Annotated in this window: 20 protein-coding genes; 18 read left to right on the top strand and 2 right to left on the bottom strand. The window is 66.6% G+C overall.

The features are described from left to right. Positions 1-32: 32 nt before the first annotated feature. The 10 genes from M9917_RS00505 (at position 33) to M9917_RS00550 (ending at position 11848) form a co-directional block, all read left to right on the top strand. Positions 33-1373, top strand: a complete 1341-nt coding sequence (locus tag M9917_RS00505) for an MmgE/PrpD family protein (RefSeq protein ID WP_297250276.1) — start codon at positions 33-35, stop codon at positions 1371-1373. A 761-nt stretch (positions 1374-2134) separates the two neighbouring features. Further along, entirely contained in the window at positions 2135-3301 is a 1167-nt protein-coding gene (locus M9917_RS00510; RefSeq protein ID WP_297250278.1) for an ABC transporter substrate-binding protein, read from the top strand. Positions 3302-3374: 73 nt separating this feature from the next. Beyond that, positions 3375-5477 carry an acetate--CoA ligase family protein gene (locus M9917_RS00515; protein ID WP_297250280.1) on the top strand — a complete coding sequence of 701 codons (2103 nt, stop codon included), beginning with the start codon at positions 3375-3377 and terminating at the stop codon, positions 5475-5477. Between the two features lie 18 nt (positions 5478-5495). Next, entirely contained in the window at positions 5496-6311 is an 816-nt protein-coding gene (locus M9917_RS00520) for an enoyl-CoA hydratase/isomerase family protein (RefSeq protein ID WP_297250282.1), read from the top strand. Positions 6312-6373: 62 nt separating this feature from the next. After that, entirely contained in the window at positions 6374-7177 is an 804-nt protein-coding gene (locus M9917_RS00525) for an ABC transporter permease (protein ID WP_297250284.1), read from the top strand. 57 nt (positions 7178-7234) lie between these two features. Beyond that, positions 7235-8035, top strand: coding sequence for an ABC transporter permease (locus M9917_RS00530; protein WP_297250286.1), 801 nt, complete (start codon positions 7235-7237; stop codon positions 8033-8035). Then, positions 8035-9111: an ABC transporter ATP-binding protein gene (locus tag M9917_RS00535; protein WP_297250288.1), complete on the top strand. Its 1077-nt coding sequence runs from the start codon at positions 8035-8037 to the stop codon at positions 9109-9111. Before M9917_RS00530 ends, M9917_RS00535 begins: the two co-directional genes overlap by 1 nt. A 45-nt stretch (positions 9112-9156) precedes the next feature. Next, positions 9157-9918, top strand: coding sequence for a class II aldolase/adducin family protein (locus M9917_RS00540; protein ID WP_297250290.1), 762 nt, complete (start codon positions 9157-9159; stop codon positions 9916-9918). 33 nt (positions 9919-9951) lie between these two features. Further along, the gene (hemC, locus tag M9917_RS00545) at positions 9952-10884 is read left to right on the top strand and encodes a hydroxymethylbilane synthase (protein WP_297250292.1); all 933 of its coding nucleotides are present in this window, start codon (positions 9952-9954) and stop codon (positions 10882-10884) included. Further along, positions 10868-11848, top strand: a complete 981-nt coding sequence (locus tag M9917_RS00550) for a D-2-hydroxyacid dehydrogenase (protein ID WP_297250295.1) — start codon at positions 10868-10870, stop codon at positions 11846-11848. The genes hemC and M9917_RS00550 overlap by 17 nt, the downstream gene beginning before the upstream one ends. Positions 11849-11861: 13 nt before the next feature. On the opposite strand, the gene M9917_RS00555 is transcribed toward M9917_RS00550, so the two are convergent. Beyond that, the gene (locus M9917_RS00555) at positions 11862-12329 is read right to left on the bottom strand and encodes an Lrp/AsnC family transcriptional regulator (RefSeq protein ID WP_297250297.1); all 468 of its coding nucleotides are present in this window, start codon (positions 12327-12329) and stop codon (positions 11862-11864) included. 140 nt (positions 12330-12469) lie between these two features. Between M9917_RS00555 and M9917_RS00560 the strand changes: the two genes are divergently transcribed. The 6 genes from M9917_RS00560 to M9917_RS00585 all read left to right on the top strand — a co-directional run bounded on the left by M9917_RS00560 (position 12470) and on the right by M9917_RS00585 (position 21672). Beyond that, entirely contained in the window at positions 12470-13951 is a 1482-nt protein-coding gene (locus M9917_RS00560; RefSeq protein WP_465246307.1) for an NAD-dependent succinate-semialdehyde dehydrogenase, read from the top strand. Between the two features lie 11 nt (positions 13952-13962). Next, a complete protein-coding gene (locus M9917_RS00565; RefSeq protein WP_297250299.1) occupies positions 13963-15348 on the top strand; it encodes an aminotransferase in 1386 nt (461 codons plus the stop codon). Between the two features lie 70 nt (positions 15349-15418). Beyond that, the gene (gene doeA / locus M9917_RS00570) at positions 15419-16600 is read left to right on the top strand and encodes an ectoine hydrolase DoeA (protein ID WP_297250301.1); all 1182 of its coding nucleotides are present in this window, start codon (positions 15419-15421) and stop codon (positions 16598-16600) included. Between the two features lie 158 nt (positions 16601-16758). Further along, on the top strand, positions 16759-17940 hold the full coding sequence (gene doeA, locus M9917_RS00575; RefSeq protein WP_297254655.1) for an ectoine hydrolase DoeA: 1182 nt from the start codon (positions 16759-16761) through the stop codon (positions 17938-17940). Between the two features lie 4 nt (positions 17941-17944). After that, positions 17945-18937: a N(2)-acetyl-L-2,4-diaminobutanoate deacetylase DoeB gene (doeB, locus tag M9917_RS00580; RefSeq protein ID WP_297250303.1), complete on the top strand. Its 993-nt coding sequence runs from the start codon at positions 17945-17947 to the stop codon at positions 18935-18937. Positions 18938-19410: 473 nt separating this feature from the next. After that, positions 19411-21672: a cysteine peptidase family C39 domain-containing protein gene (locus M9917_RS00585; RefSeq protein WP_297254656.1), complete on the top strand. Its 2262-nt coding sequence runs from the start codon at positions 19411-19413 to the stop codon at positions 21670-21672. On the opposite strand, the gene M9917_RS00590 is transcribed toward M9917_RS00585, so the two are convergent. Continuing rightward, positions 21618-23420 (bottom strand): ABC transporter ATP-binding protein, encoded by a 1803-nt coding sequence (locus M9917_RS00590; protein WP_297250305.1) that lies wholly within the window; start codon positions 23418-23420, stop codon positions 21618-21620. The genes M9917_RS00585 and M9917_RS00590 overlap by 55 nt on opposite strands. On the opposite strand from M9917_RS00590, the gene M9917_RS00595 reads away from it, so the two are divergent. Continuing rightward, positions 23376-24224: an ATP-binding cassette domain-containing protein gene (locus M9917_RS00595; RefSeq protein ID WP_297250307.1), complete on the top strand. Its 849-nt coding sequence runs from the start codon at positions 23376-23378 to the stop codon at positions 24222-24224. The two genes, M9917_RS00590 and M9917_RS00595, sit on opposite strands and share 45 nt — an antisense overlap. 8 nt (positions 24225-24232) lie before the next feature. After that, positions 24233-25546 carry an NHLP bacteriocin system secretion protein gene (locus M9917_RS00600; RefSeq protein WP_297250309.1) on the top strand — a complete coding sequence of 438 codons (1314 nt, stop codon included), beginning with the start codon at positions 24233-24235 and terminating at the stop codon, positions 25544-25546. Positions 25547-25675 lie beyond the last annotated feature (129 nt).

A 25675-nucleotide genomic window follows, 5' to 3' on the forward strand; every position in this document is an offset into this window, starting at 1 on the left:
CGACACGGGCCAATATTGAAAGGAATCCGATAATGGACAGCCTGACCAAGAAGCTTGCGAGCCAAGCTCTGAGAACCGCGCGCACCCGATTGTCTGGGGACGCCGTGCGCGCGGCGCAAACGCGCATGCTGGACACCATCGCCTGCGCTTTCGCCGCCTATGACGATGAGCTTTGCGCTCGCCTGCGCCGCATTCTGGCCTCTCCTTCCGTCACGCGCGGCGCGCGCATCTGGGGAGCAAGCAGTCGCGCCACGGTGGAAGATGCGGCACTGGTGAACGGGACCATGGCCCGCTACCTCGATCTCAACGACACCATCCTGGGTCGAACATCAGGACATCCGAGCGACACCATCCCCGCGCTGATGGCGCTTGCCGAAGAACGGGGTGCATCCGGCGAAGCGCTGCTTCGTGCGATTATCATCTCTTACGATCTCTATTGCGGCCTGTGCAACGGCGTCGCCTTGGCGGAGAAAGGGGTCGACCAGGTCATCGCGGCGGCGCTGGGCGCCGCTGGCGGATCCGCCTGCCTGCTCGGGCTCGACGAGACACGGACGGAGCATGCTCTCGCGCTGGCGGTCTCAGCGAATGTGGGCCTGTTCAATGTACGGATGGGCAGCCTGTCCGAATGGAAGGCCTGCGCGGGGCCGAATGCCGCCCGCAACGGTGTCTTCGCCGCCCGCTTGGCGTCGGAAGGCGTGACGGGCCCGTCTGGCGTGTTCGAAGGCATCGGCGGTCTCGAAGCGGTGGTTGGCAAGATCGTCTGGCCTGAGGATGGCGGGCATTTTATCCTGAAGACCCACATCAAGCGCCATCCGGTCTGCTATCACGGCCAGGCAGCGGTCGATGCCGCGCTCGACCTACACGGCCGCATGGCAGATGCCGATGTCGCAAAGGTTCGCATCGAGGTGAACAGGATGACGTTCGAGGTCATGGGACGCGAGGCGAGCCGATGGGATCCGCGGACTCGTGAGACCGCTGACCATTCCCTCCCCTACGTTGTGGCCGTCTCCTTGCTCTCGGGCAAGATTTCCGCGGCCGCTTTCACGGATGAGGCCTTGGCGTCCCCGAAAACTCGTGCCTTTCTCCCGAAGATCGAAGTCGCCGAGCTTCCTGCATTCACGCATGGCGACGCCAATACGTCGCCTGCAAGGATTACGATCACGCTCGCCGCGGGTGGGCATGTGAGTGCGGAAACGATTTATCCGATCGGCCATTGCAACAATCCGATGTCCCACGACGACGTCGAGAAAAAATTTGGTACGCTCTGGCCACGAGAGCGCTCGATCGGACAAGCTAAAACGATCGTGGCCGAGGTCGCACGCCTGCAAGAGGCGGCGAGTGTTACACCGCTGATCGACGAGTTGTGTAGATAGTCAGAGCTCGCTTGCGAGCTTTGATCGGCTGGCGGTCCGGATCCCGTTTAGCGAGTATCTGGACCAGCTGGAGACCCGCAATAAGCCGAGCTGTCCTATCTCGATGCCTTCCGCCAGCGGGAGAGCCGCCTGGGCGGGATCGGCACCGTTCATCCCGATACGATCGCCGGCCCGTGGCGCAAGACGGTTCCGGCGCAGCCCGGATTGCGCGCACTCCATGTCGTTCCCGGCGCTCCGGGCGCGTCTACCACGGTGGGCAGGAGACGTATCGGTCAAGACCCGGGGCCCGCCCTGCCTGAGAGCACGCACAACCACGGAGCCAAGGGATGGGTCGGAGGCGCTGAGGAGGTGATGACGAACGGTCGGACCGGAATTGGGACAATCCGGTAGGTGTTTCGTGCTGTCCAAGCGCGCGGGACCGTTTGGAACCCGCCCCAGGGATCTCATCAAGGCCAGCGGTCATGCGCACCGCAGCAACAGGCCGGACGCATGACTGCTGCCGATCAGATCGTCCCAACCCCCACAAACTTCTGGACCCGCGGGCGCCGTCCACACAAGCACTTAGCCGAAGCGACGCCTTAGGCCCTTCTCGAGCGGTAAAATCTCCAGCGTCATCGAGCCCGGGCAATCGCGCCGCCACCTCATCTACAGCTCTCGTCGGTTCGCGTATGATCCCTTCTCGTACATGAGAGGTCTATCCTGCGCATAAAATTGAAGAAACGCATAAATCCTGCGTCATAAGTTACAAGTTGGCTGCAAAAATGCTCGAAAAAACAGTACCCTGCACCGCAGCAAGAGCTTCTAAGCCACCGTCAGTGTGGAGAGCCAAAAAGGGGATAAGCATGAAGCGTGCCCAATCAGGTCTATTGACCACCAAAATGTCCAGGAGAGCAGCGCTGCGCGCCGGCATCGGTGGCGTGATCGCCGCCCCGTTCGTGCTCCGGGCGCCCGATGCGCGCTCCGCCACCAGCGTCGTCTTCGGGACCTATGGAGGCAGCTATGGCGAGGCGCTGAAGCGCATCTTCTTCCAGCCCTTCGCTAAGGAAACCGGCATTCAGGTCATCCAGACGGCGCCTGCCGACATGGCGAAGCTGCGCGCGCAGGTGCAGTCCAAGTCGCCGGAATGGGACGTGATCGAGTTGATCCCGTCGGAATGCGTTACGGCCGCGCGGATGGGCCTCGTCATGCCGCTCGACTTCGGGAAGATCGATATTCCGGAGCTCTCGGTGCCCGAAGCCAAGCAGACACATTGGCTGAGCACCTACAACTACACCACCGGCATCGGCTACAACTCGGCAAAATTCCCGGCGGGCAAGCATCCCGAGACCTGGGCTGACTTCTGGGACGTGCAGAAGTTTCCGGGGCGTCGGTCCCTGCGCTCGCGCCCCGACAACGTGCTCGAGATCGCCCTGCTGGCGGACGGGGTCGCGCCGTCGGCGATGTATCCCCTTGACGTCCCGCGAGCCTTCAAGGCTCTCGATCGGATCAAGCCCCATATCGCGAAGTGGGCGGACACTGCGCCGCAGTCGATCGAACTGATCCAGACCAACGACGTCGATTTCACGCACACCTTCAACAACCGCGTCTTCGCCGCGCAGTCGAGCGGCGTGCCGGTCGCGTTCAACACGGAGCAGCTGATGATGGCCTTTCCGGCCTTCGCCTTGCCGACCGGGGCGGCGAATGCGGAAGCTGGCATGCGGCTGCTCGGCTACATGATGAAGCCCGATCTCCAGGCCGAGCTCTGGAAAGCGCTGCGGCTCATCCCCGTGACCAAGGCCGCTTCTGCCTTGATTCCGGAAGCCGAGCGCAAGGCCTGGTTTCCGGATCTCACGACCGGGAAACATCTGGCGCTCAATGCCGAATGGTGGGGAGCGGACGGGCGGCTGGCCGAGGTCACCACCCAGTACCGCAACTGGCTCTTGCGCTGAGCCGGCAGCCGGTATCCCAGTCCATGACGGCCGGCCGGTATCGCGGTGCCGGCCACCTCCTGCAGTATCGGCCATGCATAGATCACCGCTTTCACGATTGCTCGCGCCCCGCTCGGTGGCGCTCGTCGGCGCCTCGGAGCGTCCCCATTCCGCGGGGTTGCGCGTTCTCGGCAACATCATCGCCGGCCGCTTCGGAGGCGCAATCTATCCGGTCAATCCGCGCTACGAGACCATTCTCGGGCTACCCTGCCATCCTTCGCTGAGCAGTCTGCCCGAGGTACCGGACACCGTCTTCGTCGCGATCCCGGGCGAACAGATTTCAGGGATCGTCGACGAGGCGGGCCGGCTCGGCGTCGGCGCCATCATGACGAACGCATCCGGCTTCTCGGATGCGGGCCCTGAAGGCGAGAAGCGGCAGGAGGAGTTGGTTGGACGGATCAGACGGCATGGGATGGTGCTGTGCGGACCCAACAATTCCGGCTTCATCAATCTCTGGGACCGCTTCTGTCCCAGCACCTTCTACGATCTGCCCGTCACCGGCCCCGGCCCGGTCTGCGTCGTCTCGCAGAGCGGCTCGGTCTCCGCGGCTCTCTCGCAGGACGATCGCGGCCTCGGCATCGGCTACAACATCACGGTCGGCACCGAGGCGGCGCTCGACGTCTGCGACTACGCCGAATTCGTACTGGCCGAAGAGCGTGTCCGGGTCGTGATGTGCTTCATCGAGACCCTGCGGAATCCGCAGCGTTTCGCCGCGATCGCGCGGAACGCGGCCTGCCGCGGCAAGCGCATCATCGTCACGAAGGTCGGACGCTCGGAGGGGGGCCGTTCGGCCGCGGCCGCCCACAGCGGCGCGCTGGTCGGCGACGACGCCGTCTACGACGCCTTCTTCGAGCGCAACGGCATCGTTCGCGCGCCCGATCTCGACGCGATGATCGAGGCGGCCAAGCTCTTCTCACACCATGCGCCGCCGTTGCGGCCGGGCACGGTGGTCGTCACCATGTCGGGCGGCGAGGCGGGCCTCATCGCCGACGTCGCGGCGGAGGTTTCGCTGCCTCTGATGTCGCTGAGCGCGGAGAGGATCACGGCGCTCAAGCCGGATGTCTCGCCCTATCTCGTCCCGCGCAACCCGCTGGATTCGATGGGGCTGAGCTGGGACAAGGAACGTTTCGCGCGCATCATCCGCACGCTGCGAGCCGACCCCGAAATCGGCGCGATCGCCATCGCCTCCGACGCCTCCGGCGCCGGCGTCGGCGACCAGCTCATGGTCAACGACATGGCCCATGTCTGCGCCGCGGAAAACATGGGCGACACGCGCGTGGTCTTCTTCACCAACACCGCCGGCGGCGGGCCCAATCGCGACATCGACGCGGTTCTCGGCCGGGCCGGGATTCCGTTCCTGTGCGGCATGCGCGCGTCGCTTGCCGCCATGGGAGGCTGGAGCAAGGCCTGCGTCGCCTTCGAAGATTCCGCGCCGGCGCCGGCGCGTGCGGATGCAGCGCGGTTCCTGGATGCCGACGAGGCGGAGCGCTTCGCCGCCCTGAGCGCGGCCGGCGTGCCGATGGCCATGAGCCTCAAGGTCACCGATGCCGGGGCGGCGGTGGCGGCAGCGGCCAGGATCGGGCGGCCGGTGGCCCTGAAGGCGACGGCACCCGATCTCCTGCACAAGAGCGAACTCGGCCTGCTGCGGCTCAATCTCTCGACACCGGCCGCCGTGGCCGGGGCATTCGAGGACTTGTCCGCCGGGCTTGCCCGCCATTCGGCGGGGCCGGGAGCCGCGGTGATCATGCAGCCGATGGCACCCGCCGGGCTCGAGCTCATCATCGCGGTGCGCAAGGAGCCCGGCTTCGGCAATATCGTTGTCGTCGGTCTCGGCGGTGTGTTCGTCGAGCTCCTTCGCGAATCGGCGATCCGGATCGGCCCCGTGACCACCGCACAGGCGAAGGCGATGCTGGCCTCCTCCCGGGCCGGCCAGCTCATGGACGGCTTCCGCGGCGAAGGGCCCTACGACATCGATGCGGCCGCGGGGGCGATCGCCGCGCTGTCGGACTTCGCCGAGGGGCTCGGTCCGCAGGTGAGCGCGGTCGAGATCAACCCGCTGATCGTCCACCGCCGCGGTGACGGCGCCACGGGCGTGGATGTCGCAGTCGAACGGAGCGCCCACTCAGCCGGGCATTGAGATCGGGAAGCGGATGAAATGAACTACGAAGCAATTACCTTCGAAGTCGACGGGCGCGTCGCCATAGTGGAGCTGAACCGCCCCGATAAGCTCAACGCCATCAACAAGGCGGTGAAGGAGGAGATGGCGGATGCGCTGAAGCGCTTTTCCGAAGACGACGATCTGCGCGTCATGGTCATAGCCGGCAAGGGCGGAAAGGCGTTCTCGGTCGGGTTCGATCTTGTCGAGTCGACCGGAACGCCGCGTACCGACGTCAAGAAATGGCGCGAACGGACGCGCGACGACTACCTGTTCTGCCGTTCGCCCTGGGACTGTCCCAAGCCGATCATCGCGATGATCGACGGCCACTGCCTCGCCGGGGGGCTCGAATTCGCGCAGATGTGCGACATTCGCTATTGCTCCGACACCTCGTCCTTCGGCGTCGTCGAGACGCGGTTCTCCGCCGGCGTCGTGGCGCTCGGCATGCCGTGGATCATCGGCAACCGCTGCCGCGAGCTGATCTATACGGGCGACACCTTCGATGCCGCCGAGGCGGAGCGGCTCGGCCTCGTCAACCGGGTTTATCCGAAGGACAGGCTGCGCGAGGAGGTGATCAAGAACGCCAAGCGCATGGGCCAGGTCGCACTCGACTGCCTGGTCTGGAACAAACGGGCCATCACCAACACCTATTCCGCGATGGGCTTCGAGCCGGCGTTGCTCTACGGCCTCGAAGCCTGCACGCTGATGGACGTGATCCATACGCCCGAGTACATCGAATTCGCACGGATCCGGGCCGAACAGGGGCTCGGAGCGGCGCTGGCCTGGCGCGACGGGCAATTTAAGCCCTATGAATGAGGCGGCAGCAACCCGACGCATGGGTGGGGGCGTCCGCTGCCGGCGCCTTCCGGGCTGATGCGATGTATCTGTTCTTCCTGCCGGCCCTGATCGTCTTCGCGGTGATCTTCATGATACCGCTCGGGCTCGTGTTCTATACGAGCCTGTTCGATCCCGGCTTCACCTTCGTCAAATACGCCCAGCTCCTCGACGAGCCGCTCTATGGCCGCGTTCTCCTCACCACGCTGGAAATCACGGCCACGGCGACGGCGCTGACCCTGCTGATCGGCTATCCAGTCGCCTATCATCTCGCGGGCCAGCCGCCGCGCCGCCGGACGCTCCTGCTCGTGCTGGTGCTGCTGCCGTTCTGGACCAGCATCCTGGTCAAGAGCTTCGCCTTCGCCGTTCTGCTCGGTCGAGGCGGCCTGATCAACAATGCGCTCGCCGCGCTTTTCGGAGAAGGCGCCAGGCTGGAGCTGCTGTACAACCGGGTCGGGGTCATGGTCGGCATGACGCATTACCTGCTGCCCTTCATGGTGCTGATCGTGCTCGGCAGCCTGCTCGCCCAGGACGGCAGCCTGCGCCGCGCGGCGATGATGATGGGCGCCGGGCGGCTGCGGATCTTCTGGTCGATCACGCTGCCGCTCAGCCTGCCCGGCGTGATGGCCGGGACGCTGATCTGCGCGATCCTGTCTTTCGGCATGTTCATCACGCCGGCGCTGCTGGGCGGCCGGCAGGACTACATGATCTCGAATCTGATCGACCTCAATGTCCGCGAGACGCTCGACTGGCCGCTGGCTTCGGCGCTCTCCGTCGCCTTGATGGTGATCACGGCGCTCTTCGTCGTCGGCCTGGCCCGCGTCCGCAAGGGAGAGCTGTTTGATTGAGCGCCCCGCCCCCATGGCCCGCGCCGGCGCGGATCGCCCGACCGGAGGCCTCTTGCGATGAGCGACGCTTCGGAGATCCGCACCTTCTCCTGGCTCTCGCTCGGCGCCAAGCTGCTCGCCTGGCTGGGCTACGCTTTCCTGGTGATCCCCAGCCTGATCGTGATCCCGCTCTCCTTCGGTGACTCGCAGATCCTGGTGTTTCCGCCGCCGAACCTGTCGATGGCGCATTACCGGGAGTATTTCGTCGAAGGAAACTGGCTCGATGCGACCTGGCAGAGCCTGCGCGTCGCGCTGGGGGTGACATTCTTCTCGCTGGTCATCGGCGTCGGCGCCGCCTATGGGCTGCAGCGCTCGGAATTCCGCGGCAAGAAGCTGGTGACGCTGATCCTGCTCAGCCCGATCTTCGTGCCGGGCGTCGTCGTCGGACTGGCACTCTACATCTATCTGTCGCGCCTGGGCATCGCGGGGACGACCTTCGGCCTGATGATCGGCCATACCATCGTGGTCGTGCCTTTCGTCATCGTCACCGCGAATGCCGGCCTGCGCCAGATCGACAGCGGGCTCGAGACGGCGGCGAGCCTGATGGGCGCGGGAAAGCTCTACGTGCTTCGGCGGGTGACGCTGCCGCTCCTGCTGCCGTCGGTGCTCGCCGCGGGGCTGTTCGCCTTCCTGATGTCGTTCGACGAGGTCGTGATCTCCTATTTCATCGCGAGCGTCAGGCAGACGACGCTGCCGGTTAAGATGTACAGCTCGATCAAGTGGGAGATCACGCCCGTGATCGCCGCGATCTCGAGCATGCTGACGGTCTTCGCGCTGATGATCTGTGTGGTGACGGCTCTGCTGCAAAGGAAGAATTGATGTCCGAAAGCGCGATCAGGCTCGAAGGAGTGTCGAAGAGCTACGGCTCCGTCACCGCGCTCTTCCCGACCGACCTGACCATCCGTTCGGGCGAGTTCTTCACGCTGCTCGGACCAAGCGGATCGGGCAAGACGACGATTCTCAACGTGATCGCCGGCATGACGGCGGCATCCGGCGGCCGCATCCTGATCGGGGAGCGCGACGTCACCCGCGTGCCCGCCGGCGAGCGCGGCCTCGGCATGGTATTCCAGAACTATGCCCTGATGCCGCATATGTCGGTGTTCGAGAACGTCGCGTTCCCGCTGCGCGTCCGGCGCCTGAAGGAGGACGAGATCCAGCGGCAGGTCGGCGAGGCCCTCGAGATCGTCCGGCTTCCGAACATGAGCGAACGCAAGCCGAAGCAGCTCTCCGGCGGGCAGCAGCAGCGCGTGGCTCTCGCCCGCAGCCTCGTCTACCGGCCAAGCATCATCCTGATGGACGAGCCTCTCAGCGCGCTGGACAAGAAGCTGCGCGACAGCATGCAGTTCGAGATCCGGCAGATCCACGCCAGCCTTGGCGTCACCGTCGTCTACGTCACGCATGATCAGGGTGAGGCGCTGGCCATGTCGAACCGGATCTGCCTGATGAATGGCGGTCGGATCGAGCAGCTCGGCACGCCGCACGAGCTCTATTTCAATCCCAAGAGCGTGTTCGCGGCGGATTTCCTCGGCGAATCGAACATCCTCGACGTCACCGTCGGACAGGGAGCGGCCGGCGGGGCGCGCCTGCACATCCGCTGCGCCGGAACGAGCGTCGATGTCGGCCCCTGCCGGCTGGCGCCCGGCACGAGCGGGAAGATCATGATCCGCCCGGAATCGCTCACGCTGTCCGCGCTCGACGGCGTCGCGCATGGCGAGATCAGCGGCACCGTGGACACCGTCACCATGATCGGCGGGGTCACCGAACTCAGGCTCGCGCTGCCCGACGGCAGCCGCATCGCGCTACGCGAGCTGACCTCGCGCAAGGCGAGCTCTCTCGACCCCGGCCGGCCCGTCACCGCCCGCTTCAAGCCGGACGACGTGGTCATTCTCGCCTGAACCGCAACGACGCCTTTCGATCGTCCCTCGCAAAGGAGTAAGGACATGACGCTCGCGAGCTGCAAACCAGAACCGACGATGTCCGACGTCGAGTGGCAGACGCGCTGCGACCTCGCCGCCGTCTATCGCATCGCCCATTATCTGGGCTGGACCGATCTCATCAACACGCATATGTCGGCGCGGCTTCCCGACGAACCGGACACGTTCCTGATCAACTACCATGGCCAAACCTTCGACGAGATCACGGCCTCCAGCCTGGTCAAGATGGACATGGAGGGCAACGTCATCGGTCCGGCCGGGCGCTATAACGACGCTGGATTCACCATCCATTCCGGCTGCTACAAGGCCCGGCCGGATGCGATGTGCGTGCTCCATACCCACACGCGCGCCGGCGCCGGCATCTCGATGATCAAGGACGCCATCCGGCCGATCAGCCAGGACGCCCTGCACGTCCTCGACGACATAGCCTACCATCCCTACGGCGTTCCGGCTTCGAAGGAGGAAGGCGAGGAGCTCGGCCATTCCGTGGCGCACCACAACTGCATCATCCTGGAGAACCACGGCTTGCTGACCGTGACGCCGTCGATCCACAACGGCGTTTATCTGCATTACCGGCTCGAGCGTGCCTGCGATATGGAGATGGTGTCCCGCATGATGGGCGAGCCGCCGGTCTTCGTCGATGACGCGGTGGTCAAGAAGGCGGCGGTGTACATGCGCAAGTTCCGCGACGATCCCGACTACGGCCGGGCGGAGTTCGACGCGCTCGTGCGCGTGATCGATCGCCAGGGCGCCAACTATCGCTGCTGAGCGGGATTGCGCAAGACGCAGACGGGACGGATCATGACGGGAACGACGATCAGGATCGGCACGCGGGCGAGCCCCATGGCGCTGGCGCAGGCGCGCTTCGTCATGGCGAGGCTGTCGGCGCTCGACGGGCCGGCCCCCGGGACGGTTCTGGAACTCGTGCCGCTGATGACGACCGGGGATCGCATCCTCGATCGGCCGCTCGCGGATGTCGGCGGCAAGGGGCTTTTCGTCAAGGAACTGCAACGCGCGCTGCTCGACGGCTCGATCGACCTCGCCGTCCATTCGCTCAAGGATGTCGAGAGCAATACCGTAGAGGGGCTGGGCCTCGCCGCGATCCTGCCGCGGGACGATCCCCGCGACGCGTTCCTGTCCCGCGACGGCCGGCGGCTGATGGATCTGCCGGCCGGCGCTCGCGTGGGCACATCCTCGCCGCGCAGGCTGGCGTTCCTGCGCCGACTGCGGCCCGATCTCGAGCTGGTCCCGATGCGCGGCAACGTCAATTCGCGGCTGGCGAAGCTCGATGCGGGTGTTTGCGACGGGCTGGTGCTCGCGCTCAGCGGCTTGACGAGGCTGGGCTTCGAGCAGCGGGTCACCGAGATCCTCGAGGTCGAACGCATGTTGCCCGCAGCCGGGCAAGGTGCGCTCGCGGTCGAGTGCAGGACATCCGACGCGGCGGTCACTGCGCTCGTGGCCCGGCTCGCCTGCGCGCGGACGACGCTGATGGTGCGTGCGGAGCGGGCCGTGCTCGCTGCCGTGAGCGGGAACTGCCATACCCCGCTGGCCGCCTATGCCGATATCGGCGAGGACGGACTTCCGCGTCTGCGCGCAACGCTGTTCGATCCGGCCGGGGCATCGGCCTGGTCGGTCGAGGGTTCGTCTTCGCGGGAGGAGCTTGAGCGGCTCGGCCAACGTCTCGGGTCCGAGCTCCGGGCTGTTGCGGAGCGGGCGCATGCGAACCTCGGCTGATCGCCCCGGCCCGCGCGGGGAGCGGCTCGATCTCCTCGTCTATTCGCCGAAGCCAGACAGCTACGGCGAGCGCATCGCGCAGGCGTTTCCCGATGTCGCCCCGCGGATCGCGGACACGCACGACGCGCTGCGCCGGGGGCTGGAGACCGCCGATATCCTGCTCGCCGGGCGCTTCCCCGCCGAATTGCTGAAGGAGGCCAGGCGGCTGCGCTGGCTTCAGGTCACCAATGCGGGCGTCGACTTTCTCAGCGGCGCCGCGCTCGATCCGGCTCTCCTCGTCACCAATGCGCGCGGCGTGCACGCACAGCTGATGGCCGATTACGCGATGACCGTGATCGGCATGCTGCGCTGGCGGCTGGCGAGGCTGCTGGACCAGCAGCGCGCGCGGCGCTGGGAACAGGTGCCGGTCGCTCCGCTCAGCCGCAGTACGCTCTTCCTTGTCGGGCTCGGAGCCATCGGCGGCGCGATTGCGAGGCGGGCGAAGGCCGCCGGGATGCGCGTCCTCGCCGTCAGCAACAGCGGCATCGACCGTGCCGGTGTCGCGGATCGAACCGGCCGCCTCGAAGACCTGGACAGCTTCCTGCCTGAGGCCGATTTCGTGGTGCTGGTCGTGCCGTCGACATACCGGACGCGGGGGCTGTTCGATCGCGCGCGGCTGGACCGCATGAAGCCTTCCGCCTTCCTGATCAACATGGCGCGCGGCGACGTCGTCGACGAAGAGGCCTTGCTGGAAGCGCTGGAAGCCGGCGTCATCGCCGGGGGCGTGAGCGATGTCTTCCGGACGGAACCCCTGCCAGCGGACAATCCTCTCTGGACGGCGCCCAATTTTATCGTCACGCCCCATGTCTCGGGCTTCCTGCCCGACTACGAGGAACTCGTCTTCGCGATTTTCGCCGAGAATCTGCGGGCGTTCCGCGCCGGCCTGCCACTGACGAACAGGGTCGACCCGGCTGCGGGCTACTGAACGGGCGCTGCGGCTATTCCTCGTTTACCGGCAAGGCGAAACCGACCTTGACCCGGTCCATCACGACCATCGTCGTGAAACCCTTGATGTCGGGGTTCTCGTAGAAGAAGGCGCGTGTGAAACGCTCGTAATCCTCCATGTCCCGGGCCGAGACGTAGAGGACGAAGTCCGATGCCCCGGTCACATAGAAGCCGTTGATCACCTCCGGCGTGTTCCTGATCGACTTCTTGAAGCGGTCGATGATGTCGGTCCTCTCGCGTTCCAGCGTCACCAGCACGAGCATCTGGATCGGCCGGTTCACGGCCTTCGGCGAGATGATCGAGACGTCCGCCTCGATCACCTTTTCGGCGCGCAGGCGCTTCAGGCGGCGCTGGCAGGCCGTCGACGACAGGCCGACCATTTCCCCCAGCGTGTCCGAGGTCAGCCGGTTGTTTTCCTGAAGAAGGGCGAGAAGCCGCCTGTCGATGCGGTCGAGTTCCATGAGATCCTACGTTTGTGCAGTTATTCAGCGCAATACTCAGAAAAACGCAGTTAAAATGCCCATATTGAGCAAGCTATCTAGGATATCTGCCTGTGAAATCGATAACTTGCAAGAAGCCGGCGAGAGGGAGGCCAACTTCGGTGCAGATGACCGCAAAAGCGCGGATTTTGAGCTTGAGTAACAGCGCGCTGTTGCGGGACGCCGCCTATGTCGGCGGGGATTGGTTGCGCAGCGGGGAGACCGCCTCCGTGCAGGATCCGGCGTCCGGCGAACCGATCGCCGCCGTTGCGCAATGCCCGGTCGAGGTCGTAGATATCGCGGTCGCCGCAGCGCAGGCGGCGTTCGTCGATTGGCGCGCGCTTCTGCCGCGTGAGCGTGGTGCGTTGCTGTCCCGGTGGGGAACGCTCATCCGCCAGAATGTCGAGGATCTGGCGACGATCCTCACCTGTGAACAAGGCAAGCCACTCGTCGAGGCGCGCGCAGAGATCGCCTATGCGGCTGAGTTCGTCGACTGGTTCGCGGCCGAGGGAGAGCGGGCATATGGCGAGACGCTGCCCCCGCATAAGCGCGACAGCCAGATTTTCGTAAAGGTGCAGCCTGTCGGCATCGTCGCGGCCGTTACACCATGGAATTTCCCCTGCGCGATGATCACGCGCAAGGCCGCGGCGGCGCTGGCGGCGGGATGCCCCGTCATCGTGAAGCCGGCCGACGAGACGCCGCTTTCGGCCTTGGCGCTCGCGCAGCTGGCCGAGCAGGCAGGCCTTCCCGGAGGAGTCTTTCAAGTGCTGACCGGCGAGCCCGGTCCACTGACCGGTGCGCTGCTCGCGGCGCCCCCGGTAAGGGCCTTGTCCTTCACAGGGTCGACGAGGGTCGGGCGCCTCTTGTCCGGTCAAGCGGCGAGCTCGATCAAGCTCGTCTCGATGGAGCTCGGGGGACATGCTCCTTTCATCGTCTTCGACGATGCAAGGCTCGACAGCGTCGTTCAGGGCGCGCTCGCCGCGAAGTTCGCGACCAGCGGGCAGGACTGCCTCGCCGCCAACCGCATCTATGTGCAGCGGCGCCTCTACCGGGACTTCGTCGCCGCCTTCGCAGCCGAAGTCTCGCGGCTCAAGGTCGGGCATGGGCTCGACCCGGCAACACAGATCGGGCCGATGACGCATGCCGGCATCGCGCAGAACTGCCGCCGGCAGATCGCGGACGCCGTCGCGGGCGGCGCCAGGGTTGTCGTAGGCGAGCGGGACGTCATGAGCGACGGTGGCAACTTTGTGTCGCCGACGCTGCTGGCCGATGTGGCCGACGGCATGCTGATCAGCCGCGAGGAGACCTTCGGTCCCGTGGCGGCGATCCTGCCCTTCGACGACGAGGACGAGGTCATCGGGCGCGCGAACGCCAGCGAGATGGGGCTCGCGGCCTATGTCTACACCGACGACCTGCGGCGCGGCATGCGGGTGTCTGACCGGCTTGAGTACGGAATGGTCGGTGTCAACACGCCCTCCTTCACGGGGGCGCCGATTCCCTTCGGCGGCTGGAAGCAGTCCGGCCTCGGCCGCGAAGGCTCGCGGCACGGCCTGAACGCCTTCACGGAGCTGAAATATGTCTGCCTGGGCGACCTGGCGGCTTGAGGAGAGTACCGATGCACGCCTATGACGACCTTGCTGCAATGGATCGCGCGACGGTCCTCCACCCCTTCACGAACCTGAAGGACCACCGCAGCGGCAGCGGACCGGCGCCGACCTTCGTGACGGGCGGCCAGGGCATCAGGATCAAAGACGCACAGGGCAACAGCTATATCGACGCCTTCGCCGGGCTCTATTGCGTCAATATCGGCTACGGGCGCAGCGAGGTCGCCGAGGCGATCGCCGAGCAGGCCCGGCAACTCGCCTACTACCACAGCTACGCCGCCCACTCGACCGAGGCGCTCGCGGTGCTGTCGAAGCGGCTGGTCGACATGGCGCCGGGCCGGGCCAGCAAGGTGTTCTACGGGTTGTCGGGCTCCGACGGGAACGAGACCCAGGCAAAGCTGGTCTGGTATTACAACAACCTGCTCGGCCGCCCGCGGAAGAAGAAGATCATCTCCCGCGAGCGCGGCTATCACGGCTGCAGCGTCATCTCCGGATCGATGACCGGCATGAGCTTCTACCACGACTACATGGACCTGCCGTTCCCCGGCATCCTGCACGCCGGTATGCCGCATTACTACTGGGGAGCCGCTCCCGGCGAGAGCGAGGAGGATTTCTCCAGCCGCCTGGCCCGCGAGCTCGAGGAGATGATCCTGCGGGAAGATCCGGACACGATCGGCGGCTTCATCGCCGAGCCGGTGCTCGGCACGGGCGGCATCGTGCCGCCGCCGGCCGGCTACTGGGACAAGATCCAGCCCGTGCTCAAGCGCTACGACATCCTGCTCATCGCCGACGAGGTGATCTGCGGCTTCGGCCGCACCGGGGCCGCCTTCGGTTGCGATCTCTACGGAATCGAGCCCGACCTCGTCACGGTGGCCAAGGGGCTGACCTCGGGCTATGCGCCGCTCTCCGCCGTCATCGTCGGCGAGAAGGTTTATCAGGTGATCGAGGAAGCGGCGGACCGAGTCGGCGCCTTTTCGCATGGCTACACCTATTCCGGCCATCCGATCTCCGTCGCCGCCGCCAACGCCGTGCTCGACATCGTCGAGCGGGAGGATCTCGCCGGCAATGCCCGCGCCGTCGGCGCCTATTTCCAGCAGGGGCTGCAGCAGCGCTTCGCGCAGATGGAGTTCGTCGGCCAGGTCCGCGGTGTGGGCATGATGGGCGCGCTCGAATTCGTTGCCGATCGCGCGACGAAGAAGCGCTTCGACAGCGCCGCCTCTATCGGAGGGAAGGTTTCGGCCGCCGCCCGCCGGCGCGGCCTGATCGCCCGCGCCATGCCGCATGGCGACATCCTCGGCTTTTCGCCGCCGCTCGTCACGACCAGGGCGGAGATCGACGAGATTCTGGACATCGCCTACGAGGCCGTCCGCGAGGTGTTCGACACGATGCCGGCCTGAAGGCCAAGGTTGCAATGCCGGGAGCGCCGAACGACGCTCCCTGACGAACGAGGACGATTCAGGACGACCGATGCCCGCCGCCACCCTCAATTTCTCGCTGGCCGAATACCGGGAGCGCCTCGCCAAGACCCGCCGCGCCATGGCTGCGCAGGGCATAGACACGCTGGTCGTGATCGACCCGTCCAACATGAACTGGCTGACGGGCTATGACGGCTGGTCCTTCTACACGCATCAATGCGTGGTCGTGCCGGGCGACGGCGACATCTTCTGGTACGGCCGCAAGATGGACGCGGCCGGCGCGCTCCGCACCGTCTATCTCGACGACGCGCAAGTGCTGTCCTATCCCGACATCTATGTCCAGACGCCGGACCGGCACCCGATGGACCTGCTCGCGACCATCCTCGCTTCGCGCGGGCTGGCCGGTGGCCGCATCGGCATCGAAATGGACAATTATTATGTCACGGCCGCCTGCGTCGCCGCATTGAAGGCGGGAATGCCGAACGCGATCATCTGCGACGCGACCAATCTGGTTAACTGGCAGCGCGCGGTGAAAAGCCCGGCCGAGCTGGGTTATATGCGCGAGGCTGGCCGGATCGTCACGGCCATGCATGCGCGCATCCTCGAGGTCGTCGCGCCCGGCGTCCGGAAGAACGAGGTCGCCGCCGAAATCTACAGGACCGCGCTGACCGGCGTCGAAGGCGCCGGCGGCGATTACGCGGCGGTGGTCCCGCTGCTGCCGTCGGGCGCGGCCGCGGCCGCGCCGCATCTCACCTGGGACGATGTGCCGATGAAATCCGGCGAGGGGACCTTCTTCGAGATCGGTGGCTGCTACAAGCGCTACCATTGCCCGCTCTCGCGCACCGTTTTCCTCGGCAAGCCGACCGAAGCTTTCCTCGATACCGAGAAGGCGACGCTGGAAGGCATGGAAGCCGGCCTTGGCGCGGCAAGGCCCGGCAACACCTGCGAAGATATCGCCAACGCCTATTTTGCGGTGCTCAGGCGCCATGGCATCCACAAGGACAGCCGCGCCGGCTACGGCGTCGGGCTGAGCTACCCGCCCGACTGGGGCGAACGCACGATGAGCCTGCGCCCCGGCGACCGCACCGAGCTGAAGCCGGGCATGACCTTCCATTTTATGACCGGACTGTGGCGCGAGGCGATGGGCTTCGAGATCACCGAGACCATCGCCATCACCGAGACTGGCTACGAGCTTCTGGCGAACGTCCCGCGCCAGCTGTTCGTCAAGGCGTAGGGCGGCATGTCGCGCTGGTCCAAGCAGGCAGATATCCGCGACCGCCCGCTCCGCCGTGCATCGAGCGCCCCATGGCCGGTCTCGGATGTCGCATCCACGCAGGGGTGGGAATGCGCCCTTCACCAAACGTACTAGAACGCCAGCCGACGGACGAAGACATGGTCAATCGCACGCCGAACTTCTCTCCGCAAGAATATGCCGAACGCCTCGCCAAGACGCAGCGCGCGATGCAGAAGTCCGGCATCGACACACTGATTGTCACCGATCCCTCCAACATGAACTGGCTCAGCGGTTACGATGGCTGGTCCTTCTACGTGCATCAATGCGTCGTCGTTCCGCTGGACCGGGCGCCGTTCTGGTTCGGACGTAAGATGGATGCGGCGGGAGCCCTGCTGACGGTCTGGCTGCCCGACGAAGACGTCGTCGCATATCCCGAGGCCTACGTGCAGACCCCCGAACGCCACCCGATGCAGGTCCTCGCCGCACGGCTCTGCGAGCGTGGGTTGGGAGGCGGCACGATCGGCCTTGAGATGGACAACTACTATTTCACCGCCGCCGCTGATGCGACGCTGCGACAGGGCCTGCCGAACGCCCGCTTCAAGGACGCGACCGGCCTGGTGAACTGGCAGCGGGCGCGCAAGAGCGTGCAGGAACTCGACTATATGCGCACGGCCGGCCAGATCGCCGGGGCAGTTCACAAGCGCATCCTCGAGATCGCCGAGCCCGGCGTCCGGAAAAATGTCATCGCCGGGGAGATTTTTCACTCCGGCATCATGGGCGTCGATGGCAAGGGCGGCGACTACTCGGCCTTCATGCCGATCATCGCCGCCGGCGCTGACGCCTCCGCCCCGCACCTGACTTGGGACGAGAACCCGCTGCAGCGCGACGAGGGCATCTTTTTCGAGCTCGGCGGTTGCTACAGGCGCTATCACTGCCCGCTCTGCCGCACCCTTTATCTCGGCAAGCCCTCCGACGCCTTCCTCGATGCTGAGAAGGCGACGCTGGAGGGCATGGAGGCCGGGCTCGCCTTCGCAAAGGCGGGCAACACATGCGAAGACATGGCCAATGCCTATTTCGCCGTGCTGAAGCGCCACGGAATCGAGAAGGACAGCCGTGCCGGTTACGCCATCGGGGTCAGTTATCCACCCGATTGGGGCGAGCGCACGATGAGCATCAGACCCGGAGACCGGACCGTGCTCGAGCCTGGCATGACCTTCCACTTCATGACCGGAGTCTGGCTTGAGACGATGGGCTTCGAGATGACCGAGAGCATCGCCATCACCCAGACCGGCTACGAACTTCTCGCCGACGTTCCGCGCCGTCTCTTCGTAAAGGATTGATGCGATGCGTCCTTCTCCCGTCACGCTGACCATCGACCCGGACCGCAACGGTGTTCAGCACGGCCATATGCGGCTTCCCTACAGCCGCGACGATTCCGCCTGGGGCTCCGTCATGATCCCGATCACCGTCGTCAAGAACGGCGTGGGGCCGACGGCCCTGTTCACCGGCGGCAATCACGGCGACGAATATGAGGGGCCGGTGGCGCTCTTCGATCTGGCCCGAACACTCGATCCGGCACGCGTCCAAGGGAGGGTCGTTATCGTGCCCGCGATGAATTATCCCGCCTTCGCGGCGGGAACCCGCACCTCGCCCATCGACAAAGGCAATCTCAATCGCGCCTTCCCGGGAAGCCCGGAAGGCGCCGTCACCGCGAAGATCGCCGATTTCTTCACGCGGGAACTGCTGCCGCTCGCGGATTTGGTACTCGATTTTCATTCCGGGGGCCGTACGCTCGATCTGCTTCCCTTTGCGGCGGCGCATATTCTCGACGACAAAGCGCAGCAGCAGCGATGCTTCGATGCCGTCAAGGCGTTCGGCGCACCCTACTCGATGCGGATGCGCGAGATCGACGCCGTCGGAATGTACGACACGATGGCCGAGGAGATGGGTAAGATCTTCGTCACGACGGAACTGCGCGGCGGCGGAACCGCCACGGCGGAAACGATCGCCATCGCCCGGCGCGGCACGCTCAACCTGCTTCGGCATGCCGGCATTCTCGACGGCCCGGTTGAGGTCGCTGAGACCACTTGGCTGTCGATGGAGGCGGATGGCTGCTTTCTGTTCAGCGAGCATGCCGGGCTGGTCGAGCCTCATTGCGACCTCGGCGCCAAGGTCGCGAAGAGCGAGCCGATCGTCAGCATCCACTCGATCGAGCGCTGCGGACAGCCGCCGGTGATCTATCGCGCACCACATGACGGCATCCTCGCCAGCCGGCACTTCCCAGGCCTGGTCCAGGTCGGCGACCATCTCGGCGTTGTCGCGACATTCGCAAGTTGAAACGAGATGGCGATGATGTACTTTAAGTAGATTTAAGAGACCTGTGCCCGGTCCTCGCGTTCAACCTCCTGTTGTTATGGATCGTGCAACGGCTGGGAACCACCGGAAAATCATGATGGCGCCGTGGCCTCCGCCATGGCCGTCATGCGAGAAGCCGCCCCGGGCGGATCGCGGCTCTGGAGCTCCTACCTGGCATCGAAGCGGCCCGCTCCGGGCGCTTCATCGACCAGATCGGCAACGCCAGCCGACTGCGCTCCCCATGGCCGTCTCCAGCCCGCAGCGGTTCGACCATCGACATGTGCGGCGCGCGGTCGCCCGCGGCCCGGTCCTGCCTGCCCGTAAGGGCGCAAACCGGGTGGTCGCGCACATCCGGCAGCGCCTTTTGCCCGGCAAAGAAATCGAAACCTTTACGATCCTAGAATGGCGCGGGTTTTAACGGCCAGCGCTCCCGACGATCGGCATATCCCTTGACGATGACGTTCCCGAACAGGCCCCAGCCCGGGCCATCCCCGGCCGGCGGGCGGCACAGCGCGGGGCATGACGGCGTGAAGGGCGGGACGAGCCTTGCATACGCCGCCGGCCGGCGGCGACCCGGCACCGTTCCGACAATCCTGCAGATGGAGGCGGCCGAATGCGGCGCCGCCTGCCTCGCCATGGTCTTCGCCGCGTTCGGACGCTGGGAGCCGCTCGACCGGATCAGAGACAGCTGCGGCGTCTCGCGCGACGGAACCTCCGCGGCCGATATCGTCACGGCCGCACGCGCGCGCGGCTTCGACGCGGCCGCCTATAGCCGCGAGGTCGGTGAGCTCGCGCAATTGCCGCTGCCGCAGATCCTGTTCTGGGATTTCGATCATTTCGTGGTGCTGGAGGCGATCACGCGCGACGGCTTCCGGATCAACGATCCGGCCCATGGCCGGCGGCAGGTCGACACGGCCGAATTCGGGCGCCGTTTCACCGGCATCACGCTCACTTTCACGCCCGGGCCGCATTTCCGCCCGACGCAACGGCCCCCAGCGATCGCGCGGCGGCTCCTGCGCATGCTGGCGGGATCGTTCGACATGTTCGTCGCGATCAGCCTCGCCAGCTTCGCAGCGGTGCTGATCGGCGTGCTGCTGCCGGGCTTCACCCGGATCTTCGTCGATGATTTCCTGGTCCAGGGCCACAAGGACTGGCTGATTCCGCTGCTCGGCGCGATCCTCGCCGCAGGCAGCCTCAATGCCGTCTTCACGGCCCTGCATCTGCGCGGCCTGCAGAAGCTCCAGACCAAGATCGCCGGTGTCGTGTCGGCGCGCTTCGTCTGGCGGCTGTTCCACCTGCCCTACGACTTCTTCGTGCGGCGCAGCCCGGTCGAAATCTCGGGCCGCACCCAGCTTGCCGCGCAGGTGGCCGGCACGATCTCGGGGCCCCTCGCCCAGGCTGGCGTCAACAGCCTCGCCATGACCGGCTATGTCGTCGTCATGCTCTGCTTCAGCCTGCCGCTGACGCTGGTGGTGCTGCTCTTCGCGGGGCTGGAACTGCTGGTCCTGCGCCTCGTCGCCCGCCCCATCCGCGAGAAGGCGGTCCATCTCCAGATGGCCGCCGGCCAGGCTCATTCGGCCGCCGTGCAGGGCGTCGCCCTGCTCGAGCAGGCCCGGCTCAACGGCAGCGAAGCCGTGCTCTTCGACCGCATGATCGAGGCCGCCGCCCGGCTGATCAATTCCGAGCAGCGCAACGGCCGCGCGATCCGGCTGCTGGAGGCCTTGCCCTTCGCCATGAGCCGCCTGACGACGCTCGCCGTGCTGGGCGGCGGCTCGCTCCTGGTGATCTGGACGGAGATGACGCTGGGGACCCTTTTGGGCTTCCTGATGCTGACTTCGCTGTTCTCGGCCGCGCTCGGCGCCCTGACGCGCGTCGGTACCGCCTTCGGCCAGTCCCATGCCGCGATCGAACGCCTCGGCGACAGCCTCGACCGGGAACACAGCGAGGCTGCCGGCACCGCATCGGCATCCGGGCCGGAGGAGCCGGCACCGGCCGCAACCGGCGCGATCGCCCTGAACGGCGTAAGCTTCGGCTATCCTAACAGCGCGCCGATCCTGTCCGGGCTGCGACTCGACGTCGCCGCGGGAGATTGCATCGGCATCATCGGCGGCTCGGGCTGCGGCAAGAGCACGCTCGCCCGGCTGCTGGCGGGGGTGCTCGCGCCGACGCAGGGCGAGATCCTGTTCGAAACCGCCCGCCGCGACGGTCCGCCCTGGGCAGGGCGCAGCACCGGGATCGGCTATGTCGATCAGACGCCATTCTTCCCGAACGGCTCGCTGCGCGCGGCGCTGACCCTGTGGGGCGAGGCCGTCGACACGGCCGACATCCGGCAGGCTCTCGCCGACGCGCAGATGGAGGAGGTGATCGCCGGCAGACCCGGCGGCATCGACGGCCCGATCGGCGAAGGCGGCGGCGGCTTCAGCGGCGGCGAGCGCCAGCGCCTCGCCGTGGCCCGTGCCCTGATCGGCCGGCCCCGCATCCTCGTGCTGGACGATGCCACCAGCGCGCTCGACGAGGGCACCGAGGAGCGGCTCCTGGAGAATCTGCGGCGCCGGAACATCACCATTCTGCTGTTCACCAACCGCGCCAGCGCCATCCGGCATCTCGACCACGCCTTCGCCCTGCATCAGGGCGAGCTCGTCGCCGTGCCGGTCGAAAGCGCCTATGAGGCGGCCACGCAGGGGCTGGCCGCCATCGGCGCGCCGGAGGTGGCATGAACGTCGCCTTCGCCCCGGCGATCGCACGCGTGCGGCTCGCAGCCGGCGAGAGCCATGCCCTGTCCGATGCCGCCCCCGCGACATTGAGCGGCGGGCCGGCCGATCTCTTCATGGTCACGCCCGGCAGCCCCGGCGGGCGTTTCGTCGCGACGCTGCCGCCGGAGACGCTGCTGCCCGGCGCGCCAGCGGCAGCGGCGCTGTTCATCCGGGCGCGCCGGCCCGCCTCCCTGATGCCCGGCGGCACTTCCGAGGGGGCACGCCCCTGGCTGGAGGCCCTGTCCCGCGCACTGCCCGATCGCGCCGGCGAAACGGCCGAACCCGAAGGACCGGAAGCCTTCGCGGAGGCGACGGAGTATCTGCTCGAAGCCATCGCCCGGCATTTCGCCGACGAGGAAAGGCCCGCCGGAGCCGAGAGCGCTGCCGCCGAGCGCGACGACAAAGCCTATGCGAGCACGCTCAACGGCTTCCGCCTGCTGCTGGCGCAGCGTTTCAGGCGCCGGCCCGCCGCCGCGCCGAGCCCCCTCGCCGGCGCGGCGGCGCAGCTCGCCGCCCTGCGGCAGGCCAAGCCCGTTGCGATCCGAGAGCAGCCCGGCGAGACACGCGATGAGTTTCTCGATCGCTTCGCCGCGGCCCATGGGCTGCGCCTGCGCCGGATCAGGACGAAGGCCGGCGAGCCTCCCGAGGGCGACGGCCCCTTCCTGGTCTTCGACGAGGCGGCCCGCCCGCTCCTGCTGATCCCGCGCGCCCGCGGCGGCTACAGGCTGGAGGATCCGGCTGCCGGCATAGGCCAGCGCCGCAAAGCACAGGGCGAGCGTCAGCGCCTCCCACAAGGGCTCGATCACCGCCAGCCGGTTCGAGAGCCGGGTCGAGCGCATGATGCGGCTCTGGAAGGCGAGGAAGTTCTCGCTCCATTGCGTGAAGGCCCGCTTCTCGCGGTGGCCGGCGCGGATCACCGGGATCAGGCGGATCAGGTCGTAGACGAAGGCCAGGACGACGACGTCCATGCGCTCGCCCTCGTAGATCGCCCGGAACTGGGCCCAGCCGAGGAGACAGGCGACCGCCAGCAGGAGCACGACGAGGCCGATCGCGGCGAGCCCCGCCATCGGCGAGATGAAGGCGACCAGCAGCGCGGCGGCGAGCCCGTTGACCAGGGCCAGCGCGCCGGCTGCCGCGAAGCCGATCATCGCGCGGCGGAACTTCTCGACCGTCTCCATCTGGGTGGCGAGGATCAGCGTGGTGGAGCCGCGCAGCGCCGCGGGCGTCAGCCGCAGCAGGCGGTCGACCATCGCGGCATGCAGCGCCAGGCCCGAGCGCCCCTGCGCCCTGAGTTCGGCGAGGTGGCCGACGACATGGAAGGTGGTTTCCGCCACCAGTGCCACGACCAGCACCATGAGCAGGTCGATCAGGAAGCCGGTATCGGCGGTATGGACCGCGATGTTGGCGATCTGCGCCGAGGCGATCGGCGGCAGCAGCGCCAGACCCGCGCCGATGACGCCGCAGAAGCCGAGGAAGGCGAAATCCCAGGCGCTGTCGCGCAGGCCGAAGCCGAGGATGTCGCGCCAGCCGAGCTTGCCCGCCGGCAGCGTGCGGTAGAAGGCGAAGGCATCGGCCGACAGCAGGCGCCATTGCGCTGCATCGAAGGGCCGGGGCGCGGTCTCGCCGCTCGGATCGAGCTCGGGGCCGGCGAGGCGATCGTCTTCGTGATGGCACTCGGCCGGCTGATACGGGCGGGCCGGGAGCTCGCCCATACGCTGCTCGGCGCCTCGAAGCTGATGCCGATGGCCAAGCTCTCCCAGTCTCTGATCGAACAGCGGATCGACCCGCTGGTCTCGGGCGTCAGGGTGCCGTCACTGTCCGGCTCCATCGACATGACCGGCGTGAGCTTCTTCCATGGCGAGCGCCGCATTCTCAGCGATATCGACCTTTCCGTCGCACAAGGCGAGTTCCTCGGGCTGGCGGGGCCGTCCGGCGGCGGAAAATCGACCCTGCTCGCCCTGCTTTCCGGCCTCGAGCGGCCGCAATCGGGGCGGGTTCTGCTCGGCGGCTACGAGCTTGCCGCCCTCGACCGGCGCCAGATCGCCGGGCAGATCGGCATGGTGATGCAGAACAGCCGGCTCTTCCCCGGCTCGATCTTCCAGAACATCCGCGGCGTCAGCGACATCGACCTCGACGAGGCCTGGCATTTCGCCGAGCTGGCGGGCATCGCCGAGGAGCTGCGCCAGTTTCCGATGGGGTTGCAGACCATCGTCGTCGAGGGCGGATCGGGCCTCGCCACCGGACAGGCGCAGCGCATCCTGATCGCGCGGGCGCTGGCCAAGAAGCCCGCGGTGCTGGTGCTGGACGAGGCGATGAGCGCGCTGGACGGCGCCTCGCAGCAGCGCATCCTCGCAACGCTGTCCCGCCTGCCCCTGACGCGCATTCTGGTCTCGCACCGTCCCTCGACGCTGGCGAAGGCGGACCGGATCGTCGTCCTCCAGCGCGGGACCATCGTCGATGACGGTTCGCCTGAGGATATCATGAGGCGGCAGCCCCTTTTCCACGCGCGCGGATGACAAAGCCGATGAGCGAGCGCAGTCTCTTCCGATCCGAGGCCCAGGCCGTCCTGCAACGCCCCGACCAGCTCTCCTCCGGCCTGCGGCTGGTGAATCCGGGCTATCTGACCGCCGTGGTCATGCTCTGCGCCCTGCTCCTCGCCGCAATCGCCGGCGCCGCCTATATCAAGGTGCCGATCTCGATCACCGGCACGGGCGTCGTGCTCAGCTCGAAAGGCGTGCTCGAATTCACCATCGCCTCGCAGCAGGACGGCCGGATCACGGATCTGCTGGTCGATATCGGACAGCGCGTCGAGCCGGGGCAGGAAATCGCACGCCTCACGCTGCCGAGCCTCGCGACCGACCTGAAGCTGGCGGAAAGCGAGCTCGACCTGATCAGGAGCGAGGAAACGCGGGTTCTCGCGCTGCAGGAGCGCAGCACCGCCCTGTTCGAGACCTTGCGCAAGCAGCAGGAGGCCAATGCCCGCGATACCATCCAGCTGCTGGGGCAGCGGCGCGAATTGCTGCAGCAGCTCGCCGACGGCCAGGAACTGCTGCGCAAATCGGGCAACACCACCTCGGAGCGCTATCTGCGGGTGCATGCGGAGCTGGCGGAGGTGCTGGAGCGCTCGGCCAGCAAGCAGGGCGACCTCCTGTCGCTCACTCTGAACAGCGCCGAGAAACAGGCCCAATACGAGCGCGAGCTCCAGGCCCTGCAAAGCCGCCGCGCCCAGGCCCAGCGGCAGATCGAACGGCTTTCCGACCGGATCCGCCATGATACCGTGATCCGCAGCACGCAGCACGGGCTGGTCTCGGAGCTCAAGGTCCTGCCCGGCGATCTCGTGCGCTTCGACACGCCCCTGATCAGCCTTCTGCCGGTCGACGAGAGCTTCGCCGGCATCCGCCCCGGCGGCGAGCGCCTCGTCGCCGCCATCCTGATCCCGGTGAAGGACGGCAAGAAGATGCGCGTCGGCATGCCGGCGCTCGTCGATCCCACCTCGGTGCGCCGCGACGTATACGGCGCGATCAAGGGCACCGTCTCCAAGACCCCGCAAGTCGCGGCGAGCCCGGAATATCTGCGCCATATCCTGCGCAACGACGATCTCGTGCGCAAACTCACCGCCAGCGGCCCGCCCTTCCTGATCACCGTGGAAATGGAACGGGACAAGTCCACGCAGACCGGGTTCCGCTGGACGAGCTCGCAGGGGCCGGATGCACAGATCACCGCAGGAACCCTGCTGGAGGCGAAGATCGTAATCGATCACGTCTCCGTTCTCAGCCTGCTGCTGCCCGCCCTGAAGGATCTCGTCAGAGGCCCGCCCGCAGCCGTGCAGCCGATCTGAGCATCCGATCAACGGACGCGCAGCGAACGGGTTTCCAGTTAGAGCAATTCAGCAACTCCCCGAATCGCGGAATTGCTCCAAGTCTTTGTTTTATCGCATTTTCTTCACGCGAACCGGTGTCCACTTCGC

It is taken from the genome of Bosea sp. (in: a-proteobacteria), assembly GCF_023953965.1.
GTDB lineage: Bacteria > Pseudomonadota > Alphaproteobacteria > Rhizobiales > Beijerinckiaceae > Allobosea.

Coding starts and splice junctions, on each gene's coding strand:
- M9917_RS00505 (WP_297250276.1), top strand. CDS start 33: ATGGACAGCCTGACCAAGAAGCTTGCGAGCCAAGCTCTGAGAACCGCG.
- M9917_RS00510 (WP_297250278.1), top strand. CDS start 2,135: ATGCTCGAAAAAACAGTACCCTGCACCGCAGCAAGAGCTTCTAAGCCA.
- M9917_RS00515 (WP_297250280.1), top strand. CDS start 3,375: ATGCATAGATCACCGCTTTCACGATTGCTCGCGCCCCGCTCGGTGGCG.
- M9917_RS00520 (WP_297250282.1), top strand. CDS start 5,496: ATGAACTACGAAGCAATTACCTTCGAAGTCGACGGGCGCGTCGCCATA.
- M9917_RS00525 (WP_297250284.1), top strand. CDS start 6,374: ATGTATCTGTTCTTCCTGCCGGCCCTGATCGTCTTCGCGGTGATCTTC.
- M9917_RS00530 (WP_297250286.1), top strand. CDS start 7,235: ATGAGCGACGCTTCGGAGATCCGCACCTTCTCCTGGCTCTCGCTCGGC.
- M9917_RS00535 (WP_297250288.1), top strand. CDS start 8,035: ATGTCCGAAAGCGCGATCAGGCTCGAAGGAGTGTCGAAGAGCTACGGC.
- M9917_RS00540 (WP_297250290.1), top strand. CDS start 9,157: ATGACGCTCGCGAGCTGCAAACCAGAACCGACGATGTCCGACGTCGAG.
- hemC (WP_297250292.1), top strand. CDS start 9,952: ATGACGGGAACGACGATCAGGATCGGCACGCGGGCGAGCCCCATGGCG.
- M9917_RS00550 (WP_297250295.1), top strand. CDS start 10,868: ATGCGAACCTCGGCTGATCGCCCCGGCCCGCGCGGGGAGCGGCTCGAT.
- M9917_RS00555 (WP_297250297.1), bottom strand. CDS start 12,329: ATGGAACTCGACCGCATCGACAGGCGGCTTCTCGCCCTTCTTCAGGAA.
- M9917_RS00565 (WP_297250299.1), top strand. CDS start 13,963: ATGCACGCCTATGACGACCTTGCTGCAATGGATCGCGCGACGGTCCTC.
- doeA (WP_297250301.1), top strand. CDS start 15,419: ATGCCCGCCGCCACCCTCAATTTCTCGCTGGCCGAATACCGGGAGCGC.
- doeA (WP_297254655.1), top strand. CDS start 16,759: ATGGTCAATCGCACGCCGAACTTCTCTCCGCAAGAATATGCCGAACGC.
- doeB (WP_297250303.1), top strand. CDS start 17,945: ATGCGTCCTTCTCCCGTCACGCTGACCATCGACCCGGACCGCAACGGT.
- M9917_RS00585 (WP_297254656.1), top strand. CDS start 19,411: ATGACGTTCCCGAACAGGCCCCAGCCCGGGCCATCCCCGGCCGGCGGG.
- M9917_RS00595 (WP_297250307.1), top strand. CDS start 23,376: ATGGCACTCGGCCGGCTGATACGGGCGGGCCGGGAGCTCGCCCATACG.
- M9917_RS00590 (WP_297250305.1), bottom strand. CDS start 23,420: ATGGGCGAGCTCCCGGCCCGCCCGTATCAGCCGGCCGAGTGCCATCAC.
- M9917_RS00600 (WP_297250309.1), top strand. CDS start 24,233: ATGAGCGAGCGCAGTCTCTTCCGATCCGAGGCCCAGGCCGTCCTGCAA.